Here is an 8,619-nt window from a genome sequence, read left to right on the forward strand (position 1 = left end):
TTTGTTCGGCTTCATGTATCACTAACGCAGTATGCAATAACGCTTTTGACGGAATACAGCCGACGTTTTTTAAACACACGCCACCCAATACAGGTTCGCGCTCAACTAAAACGACTTGCTTACCTAAATCCGCTGCTCTAAACGCCGCTGTGTAACCACCTGGCCACCGCCTAATATTAATACTTCTGCTTGTACACTCTCAGTCATTGCTACTCCCTCTTAAAGTAATAAACGGCGCAAATCGCTTAAATAAAGTTTTAGTGTTGCCATAAAGCGAGCACCCTCGGCACCATCAATCACTCTATGGTCGTAAGTCAAATCCAATGGCAACATTAAGCGAGGTACGAACTCACTACCATTCCACACCGGCTGCATTTTCGCGCGCGTCACACCCAAAATTGCCACTTCTGGTGCATTAACAATAGGTGTAAACGCTGTCCCCCCAATACCCCCTAAACTGGAAATGGTCATACAACCACCTTGCATGTCGCTTGGCATGAGCTTACCTTGTCTGGCCTTAGCACTTTTCTCGGCAAGTTCTGCGGCTAATTCAGCAATGCTTTTTTGGTTAGCATTACGAATCACCGGTACCACTAAGCCATTCGGCGTATCAACGGCAATACCGATATGACAATATTTTTTTAAGATGAGATTTTCACCATCCGATGATAGCGACGCATTAAAGCTTGGAAACTGCTGTAATGTTGCAACTAAGGCTTTGATAATAAATAATAACCCAGTTATTTTTATCTCATCTTTGCCTTTTTCGCTATTCAATTGCGTTCTAAACGCTTCCATATCGGTAATGTCGGCTTCGTCATGGTAAGTCACCATAGGCAAATTCAACCAAACACGGGACATATTTTGTCCAGTTAAGCGCTTAATTTTACTTAACTTTTGTGTTTCAATTTCACCAAACGCCGAGAAATCCACAGCAGGAATCGCAGGGATGCCAGCACCGCCGCTTGCACCTGGCAAGCCTTCAGTCATGGCTTTTTTGACATAACGCTTAACGTCTTCCTTAAGAATCCTGCCCTTACGACCTGAACCTTCGGACACTAAATTCATATCAACACCTAACTCGCGTGCAAACAAGCGCACTGAAGGCGATGCATGAGGCTTAGGCTTGCCAGTGTTGATATGAGTTGCAGCCACTGGCGCAGACTGGGCTTTAGCCGGTTCAGCAACACTAGAAACCACTGGAGCCGGTGTTTGCACAGGTGCCACTGCTGGTGCAGCAGCAGGTGTAGGCGCAGCAACCGGTTCAACAACCGCCTTAGTTTCTGTAACCACAGCATCTTCAGCTAAGACCGTTGCGATTAACGTACCTTCACTGACTTTATCACCGGGTTTAACAAACACTTGCTGTACAGTGCCCGCCGCGCTGGCAGGTAATTCCATGCTGGCTTTATCCGTTTCCAAAGCCGCTATGGTTTGGTCTAACGCAATTACATCACCGGGCTTAATTAATACTTCAACGACATCAATAGATGGCACGTTACCGACATCAGGTACTTTTATTTCAGTCAAACTCGTCATAATGCTATCTCGTTAGGTTAACCATGGTGCTTTGATGTCAGGATTAATACCGTATTTAGCAATAGCAACGTCAACTTTAGCGGCATCAAATTGCCCTAAATCCGCTAAGCTTTTTAGCGCTGCAATCGCAACATGGTAACGATCAACCTCAAAGAAACGACGCAGATTTTCTCGCGTATCAGAACGACCAAAACCATCCGTACCTAACACCGTATAAGGCGCAGCAATCCAATTACGGATTTGCTCGGCAAACGCGCGGTTATAATCGGTTGCGGCAATAACTGGCCCTTGTGCCTGGGCTAAACACGCACGTAAATGCGGCACTTTAGCCGGTTCAGTCGGATGTAAGCGATTCCAGCGCTCACAGAACTGACCGTCACGCGCTAATTCGGTAAAGCTTGGGCAACTCCATAAATCGGCACCAATACCCCAATCTTGCGCCAGTAATTCCGCTGCGGCTTCAACTTCGCGGAAAATAGAACCTGAACCTAATAACTGTACTTTAACTTTATGCGCCGGGTCAGCCGATTTAAAGCTATACATGCCACGCAAGATAGCTTGTTCCGCACCAACTGGTATGGCTGGATGGGTATAATTTTCGTTCATCACGGTGATGTAATAGAAAATATCTTCTTGCTCGACATACATGCGCCGCAAGCCGTCTTGAATAATCACGGCTAATTCATACGAATAAGTCGGATCATACGACACGCAATTTGGTACCGTCGCCGATATTAAATGGCTATGACCATCTTCATGCTGCAAGCCTTCACCGTTTAACGTCGTGCGTCCTGCTGTACCGCCAATTAAGAAACCACGTGTGCGCTGATCGGCCGCCGCCCAAATCAAGTCGCCTACCCGCTGGAAACCGAACATTGAGTAATAGATAAAGAACGGAATCATAGGTACGTTATGGGTAGAATACGACGTACCCGCTGCAATCCAATCGCATAAACCACCGGCCTCGTTAATACCTTCTTGCAAGATTTGACCGTGCTTATCTTCTTTGTAGAACATCAGCTCTTTAGCATCTTGCGGTGTGTACAACTGCCCGACTTGCGACCAAATACCTAGCTGCCTAAACATGCCTTCCATACCAAAGGTTCTGGATTCATCAGGCACGATAGGCACAATGCGTTTACCAATGTTTTTATCTTTGGCCAAGATATTGATTAAACGTACAAAACGCCATCGTGGTCGAAATTTCCCTACCCTCACCACTGGCTTCCAATAACGGTTTAAAGTCGCTTAATACTGGCACGTCTAATGGATAAGATTTACTGCGTCTAGCCGGTAAATCCCCACCCAGTTCAGCACGGCGCTTACGCATATACTCTAATTCTTTAGAGCCTTCAGGGAATTTTAAATACGGAAAATCATGCAACTCCTCATCGGTCACCGGTAACTCATAACGGTCACGGAAATGCGTCAATGAGATTGCGCTCATTTTCTTTTGTTGATGGGTGATATTTTGTGCCTGGCCTGATTCACCCATGCCATACCCTTTAATGGTTTTAGCTAAAATCACCGTCGGTTGGCCCTTATGATTCACCGCAGCATGAAAGGCAGCATACACCTTAGCCGGGTCGTGCCCACCACGGTTTAATTCCCAAATATCCCTGTCCGACCAATCAGCCACCATCGCTTTTAATTCAGGCGTGTTAAAGAAATGCTCTCTGACATACGCGCCATCTTTAGCTTTAAAAGTTTGATAATCGCCGTCTACGCATTCCATCATCCTGGCAGCTAATAATCCGTGTTTATCACGAGCTAACAACACATCCCAACGCGCGCCCCAGACGACTTTAATAACATTCCAGCCAGCCCCTCTAAACTCGCTTTCCAATTCTTGAATAATTTTACCGTTACCGCGTACCGGGCCGTCTAAGCGCTGTAAATTACAATTGACGACAAAAATTAAATTATCTAATTTTTCCCGCCCAGCCATACCAATCGCGCCTAGCGATTCTGGCTCATCGGTTTCACCATCGCCGACAAAACTCCACACTTTACGATTCGACGTATCGACAAAACCACGATCTTGTAAATAGCGCATAAACCGGGCTTGATATATCGCCATAATCGGCCCTAAGCCCATCGATACGGTAGGAAACTGCCAAAAATCCGGCATTAACCACGGATGTGGATACGATGACAAGCCGTTACCATGCACTTCTTGGCGGAAATTATTCAAATGTTCCTCGGTAAAACGACCTAATAAAAACGCCCGCGCATAATCGCCTGGTGTTAAATGGCCTTGATAATAAATCAAATCCGCGCCTTGCTGTTCGGTAGGTGCCCGCCAAAAATGGTTATAACCCACATCATAGAGCGTTGCTGCCGACGCAAAACTTGCAATATGCCCACCTACGTTGGTGTGTTTATTAGCGCGTAACACCATCATCATTGCGTTCCAGCGTACATAAGAGCGAATGCGTTGCTCTATCGTTGCATCGCCTGGAAACTGCGCTTGCCGCTCTACCGGTATGGTATTCAAATACGCAGTATTCGCGCTAAACGGAATATCAAAACCGGCTTGTCTGGCAACGGCCACTAATTGTTCGATTAAAAAATGCGCTCTGTCGCTGCCGTCTTGTTCAAGTACGGCTTGTAACGCTTCTACCCATTCCTGTGTTTCGGACGGGTCAATATCGGTTTGCCCAGTAATTTCTGAAACTTGACTATTCTTCATTGCGTGTCCTGTTGGCTGTAATCCAAGGCGGTGATTTTTTTTGAGTACAAAAGCGGTGTTGTATGTGGTTAAGACCATGTAAGCTTACTTGTAAAACGTGTGGGGAGGTAAAGTAGATATGTGGCTATAAATCGAGCTTGTCTGTGCATTAAGCACATAGTATATACAAATGCCTTGCACCATAACATCGGTTTTCGTCAAATCGGTATGTCAAAGTGGGCGGATGCAACAACCGCCCACCATAAAAACATTCTGTTAGCAATTTTGGAATGAATCACGATGCTATAGGTTTCATCACTAAACCCCGATAAATTTTTCTCAGCGGTACGCCGCACTTCAGGATTGACGTTTAACAACTTATCCTCACCCGCCAACGCCGCCCAAAATGCCCAATACAATGGCGCGTAACGCTCAGGGTAACCTTGAGCTTGCATAAACTCTAAAAACTTTTCTCCATAGCCTTGCTTAATTGCAAAACGCAATACTCGTTGTAACCAGTCTAAGTGTCTATGCCACAAATTATCGTCAGCATCGGCTAAGGCTGTATCTATAGCGTTAAATGCTGGACCTGGTTGGTCTTGCGCTAAATATTCGGCAGCATCCAATAAGTTGCCGATATAGGCTTCGCTGACTTGCCGACCAAGTTCAGCATGTTGTTTAGCGGTACTAGGATTATTTAGCCCAAACCAATACAACATGGCTAATGAACCGTGGGCATAACATTGATTTTTCGCTTCAAACAGCTTCAGTGCTTGGAAATAAGCTTGTTCGGCTTCTTGATAACAACATAAATAATCTTGTAATAACAAACCCAAGTTGTACCAGGGATAAGGTAACTTGGCATCAACAGCAATAGCCTGACGATAAGCTGCTTCGGCTTCGTCATAGCGTCCTAAATGGTCTTGTAACAACAAACCCAAGTTATTCCAGGAATTAGCATCTTTAGGCTCAAGAGCAATAGCCTGACGATAAGCAGCCTCGGCTTCGTCGTAGCGACCTAAGTTGTCTTGTAACAAAATGCCCAAGTTGTACCATGCATAACCAAACTTAGCATCAAACGCAATAGCCTGTCTGTAAACCGCTTCAGCTTCGTCGTAGCGCCCTAAATCTTGCAACACGTTACCTAAGTTATTCCACGAAGTAGCGTTCTTGGGTTCAAGTTCCATAGCTCGTCGGAATACAACTTCGGCACCAGTATAATCCTTGTGATTCTCCAACCATATAGCAAACTGAGACAAATCCCAAGCCGAGCTCGATCCCAAAGTAGCGAGTTCTGAATCTATGCGCTGCCATAACGGATTGGTCATTTCAGCAAAACGCTGACGAACGCCTTTAATGCTAACCGCTTCAACAAAACGTTTTCCATCCAATGCTAATAAACAACCCACTGCCGCTATTTCAGCGCAATTCTTAGCCAAGCCTGCAGCCCCTGCACCTGAAATATCGTAACGGTGACGAATACAACCCTCAGCAACAGCCGCTCGATAAGGCATTAATACGGTCGAATCAATGCCTAAATCTTGGCATAAGGCTTTGATTTCACGCTGTAACGTTGCTACTAACTCGTTAATCTGCTCGGCATTCATTGCGGGTAATTGCTCGATAAGGGCTTGTTTTTCCGCAGGATGCAGTTCTAAAGACCCACCTAACAAATCCCAAACACCCTCTGCATTTAAGCCATCAGGCCAAACACAGGTTAAAGCTAAAAACGTTGTGTTTTAACTCCGCCATATCGGCTAAATCCGGAGCAATATCACGCAAATCGACTAAGCTTTCCAGGCGCTTGCGGGTTGCTGATTGCTGTAGCAAATCCTGTCCTGCCGTTAAGCTTAGTGCTTGACGATACATGGAATCGTCTACGCTTTCCGATAGTGCCAGCATTAAATCCGCCCGACCTTTATGATTGCCGCTACGCAAAAAACCACGCGCTAAGTCTTCACGGTCTTGGTTGGAATAAAAACCGCGCAAAAAACGCCGTCAACCAACACACTTTTTGTTTTAAACGACGGTTACCGTGACGCATCAAATACCAGATATTGAAAAAGCGTTCAACCATTTGATAACCCGAACGCCCGCTACCGCTGACGGGAACTTTTTCAATAAAACCTTCGTTTTCTAGGCGTTTTAACTGCGCATTAACGACCGTAACCTCCATGCCCGATACTTTGGCGATTTTATTCGCGATAATAGGATTCCATTCTAGCGCTACCGCATCAAATACGGCACGCGTTTGTGGCGGTATTTCCTCAGTCCTCGCTTTATACAACGGTGTCATACGATCTAATAATTTTTCCAAATCAGCAAACGCATCTGCTCCGGCTTGATTTTCCAACAGTAAATACAACACCGCTAAGGTACGTGGGTTACCGCCAGTCATTTCAGTCAATGCCGTAATCCGACCTGGGTCACGTTGTAGTATGTCAATGACCTTGGCACCGCCAGCGCCGCGCTTTTCAGCCAAGCGGTGTAAACAAGCCCTGACCTCGTGATGCTCTAAGCGCGCTAACGTGGTTATACGGAAAAAATCAAAAAATGCCGCTTTTTTATCACTCAGGCTCTTAGGATACGCAGCGGCAGCGCTAATCACCAATGGCCCGCCGGTTTGCTGCAAGATGTCACGCAAACCCCAATCGTGCTTTTTTAACGCAGCTAGAATTAAGTCCAGATTATCCAAAAATAACACCGGACGCTTACCCAGTTGCTCGCAGGCAGATTTAAATATTCGCCATGCACTATTGCCACCTGCTTCGCCATTTCGTTCGTGTTCATACGCCGTTTCCACTTGATTGAGTTGTTGCTCTAGTGTCTTAGCGTGTTGTTCATAGCCGCCTGCTTCTAACCAGTCCAACATGGCTTCAATAGCATTACGCCAAAACACATGTAAGTTGATTACGTTGTACTGCTCTTCACGAAAAGTCAGCGCGAAAAAAGTGGAGTTAAGCTCTTCGTGCTCACCGATTGCAATGGCAAGCCTATGTAATAGCGTCGTTTTACCCATGCCGCGTTGACCGATGATTAAATGATGGCGCGGGCTGGCATTAACGTTGATTTGTTGGCGTAACTCGTTAATAAAATAGTTCAAACTGGTTTCACGCGCCACGAAACCAGCTACCAAGTCTTGCGGCTTTAGATTGCCAGGTCCGTATAAGGCAATGACATCGATTTCAGTCATGGTCTTATTCCGGTAAATAGCGTTGCCACCATAAACGCAACAGTTCCATACGAAAACGGTGATGTTCTCTGTCGATGTCATAGACAGTGAAACCATCTTCTTCCAATGTGTTTAGTAAACGTTGCAGGTCTTTTTTCTGTAGCGTGTCATTGCGAAGTAGCGGCAATAAACCATCGAGCGATAAGCCAAACTCGGTATCAGCGAGCTGCTCAAGCACTGTAAATAAGAGGCTTTGCGTAGGTTGGGTAAAGTTCTTGCGGATATGCTCAGGCCAGCTCTCGAAATAAACTCGATTAGTAGGCGCTAGTAACCGTTTACGGGCATCGTCAATGCGCTGCTGCGCTGTTTCGGCATCTTGGGCAGGTTCGCCTTGCAGCTCTCTTGCAAAGGCTTCCAAATAATAAACAGAAAGCCAACCCGAAGCGGCTATTAAGGCTTGCGCCTCGTAGTCGCTGATATGTTGGCGATGTTGAACGTGTCCACCTTGTGCATAATCGTGTAAGAAATCTTGTGCTACTTCAGGTGCTAATGGCTGTAATGCAAACGGCTCTAAATTGTTAAACGCGCCCAGGTACTCGCCACGTCTAGCTAAAGGCTCAATACCGATAGAACCGGTAATTAACCAGCGCAACGCCGGAAAGCGCTCACGGAATTCGCGCAAACGATAGGCAAGGCTTTTAACTTGCGCCAATCCATTAGGTTGAGATTCTAAGTGCAAGAAAAATACGGGTAATTCATCAATCAATATCGCCCATTTAGACGAATCTTGCGCAAGAACTGTAATGAGATGTTCAGCAAAAGTTTCCCAATCAATATTTAGTGCATTTTGATACCAAGTACCTGATGGGTTTGTATTTCCCTTTATTAACTGTTCTATACGCTGTTTAAGACCCGTCAGCAAGTTATCGCCTTGACCTCGCTTGTTTTCAATCGCTTGGCAGAGCTTAGTGAAGAACTCCTTTTCGTTACGACAATGAGAGACATCAAAACTAACAACACTATAATCATTAGCCGGGCCACGCTCCACCAGTCTATTCAAAACAAAACGTCTTACCTAAACGCCGTGGCCCCGGCATTAGCAGATTTTTGCCCGCGTTAAAGCGACTAAAAATATAAGCGGTTTCGTTATGACGCCCATAAGAGGCGGTATCGTAATCTAAAGACATTTTATACTCCTAAAGTGAATACACTCCTTTAGATTATCACAATATAATTT

6 protein-coding genes and 2 pseudogenes are annotated in these 8,619 nt (G+C 45.6%); all 8 read right to left on the reverse strand.

Annotated elements, in window-relative coordinates; genetic code table 11:
* Nucleotides 1-207, reverse strand: a pseudogene (locus tag VZ94_RS24300) (FAD-dependent oxidoreductase); the annotation flags it as partial.
* A 12-nt stretch (nucleotides 208-219) separates the two neighbouring features.
* Nucleotides 220-1,539 (reverse strand): dihydrolipoyllysine-residue acetyltransferase, encoded by a 1,320-nt coding sequence (gene aceF, locus VZ94_RS07500; RefSeq protein ID WP_045778760.1) that lies wholly within the window; start codon nucleotides 1,537-1,539, stop codon nucleotides 220-222.
* Between the two features lie 12 nt (nucleotides 1,540-1,551).
* Nucleotides 1,552-4,231: pseudogene (aceE, locus tag VZ94_RS07505) on the reverse strand (pyruvate dehydrogenase (acetyl-transferring), homodimeric type).
* Nucleotides 4,232-4,428: 197 nt separating this feature from the next.
* On the reverse strand, nucleotides 4,429-5,883 hold the full coding sequence (locus VZ94_RS07510; RefSeq protein WP_045778761.1) for a tetratricopeptide repeat protein: 1,455 nt from the start codon (nucleotides 5,881-5,883) through the stop codon (nucleotides 4,429-4,431).
* Nucleotides 5,884-5,911: 28 nt separating this feature from the next.
* Nucleotides 5,912-6,199, reverse strand: a complete 288-nt coding sequence (locus VZ94_RS07515; protein ID WP_045778762.1) for a hypothetical protein — start codon at nucleotides 6,197-6,199, stop codon at nucleotides 5,912-5,914.
* Nucleotides 6,168-7,403 (reverse strand): AAA family ATPase, encoded by a 1,236-nt coding sequence (locus VZ94_RS07520; RefSeq protein WP_052700300.1) that lies wholly within the window; start codon nucleotides 7,401-7,403, stop codon nucleotides 6,168-6,170. The genes VZ94_RS07515 and VZ94_RS07520 overlap by 32 nt, the downstream gene beginning before the upstream one ends.
* Before the next feature lie 4 nt (nucleotides 7,404-7,407).
* The gene (locus VZ94_RS07525) at nucleotides 7,408-8,442 is read right to left on the reverse strand and encodes a hypothetical protein (protein WP_131655497.1); all 1,035 of its coding nucleotides are present in this window, start codon (nucleotides 8,440-8,442) and stop codon (nucleotides 7,408-7,410) included.
* On the reverse strand, nucleotides 8,435-8,569 hold the full coding sequence (locus tag VZ94_RS30400) for a hypothetical protein (RefSeq protein WP_275575167.1): 135 nt from the start codon (nucleotides 8,567-8,569) through the stop codon (nucleotides 8,435-8,437). Before VZ94_RS30400 ends, VZ94_RS07525 begins: the two co-directional genes overlap by 8 nt.
* Between the last annotated feature and the right edge of the window lie 50 nt (nucleotides 8,570-8,619).

The sequence above is a fragment of the Methylocucumis oryzae genome, from assembly GCF_000963695.1.
GTDB lineage: Bacteria > Pseudomonadota > Gammaproteobacteria > Methylococcales > Methylomonadaceae > Methylovulum > Methylovulum oryzae.

What these genes read in the sequence shown, in the direction of transcription:
- aceF (WP_045778760.1), bottom strand. Translation starts at nt 1,539, where the DNA reads ATGACGAGTTTGACTGAAATAAAAGTACCTGATGTCGGTAACGTGCCA.
- VZ94_RS07520 (WP_052700300.1), bottom strand. Translation starts at nt 7,403, where the DNA reads ATGACTGAAATCGATGTCATTGCCTTATACGGACCTGGCAATCTAAAG.
- VZ94_RS30400 (WP_275575167.1), bottom strand. Translation starts at nt 8,569, where the DNA reads ATGTCTTTAGATTACGATACCGCCTCTTATGGGCGTCATAACGAAACC.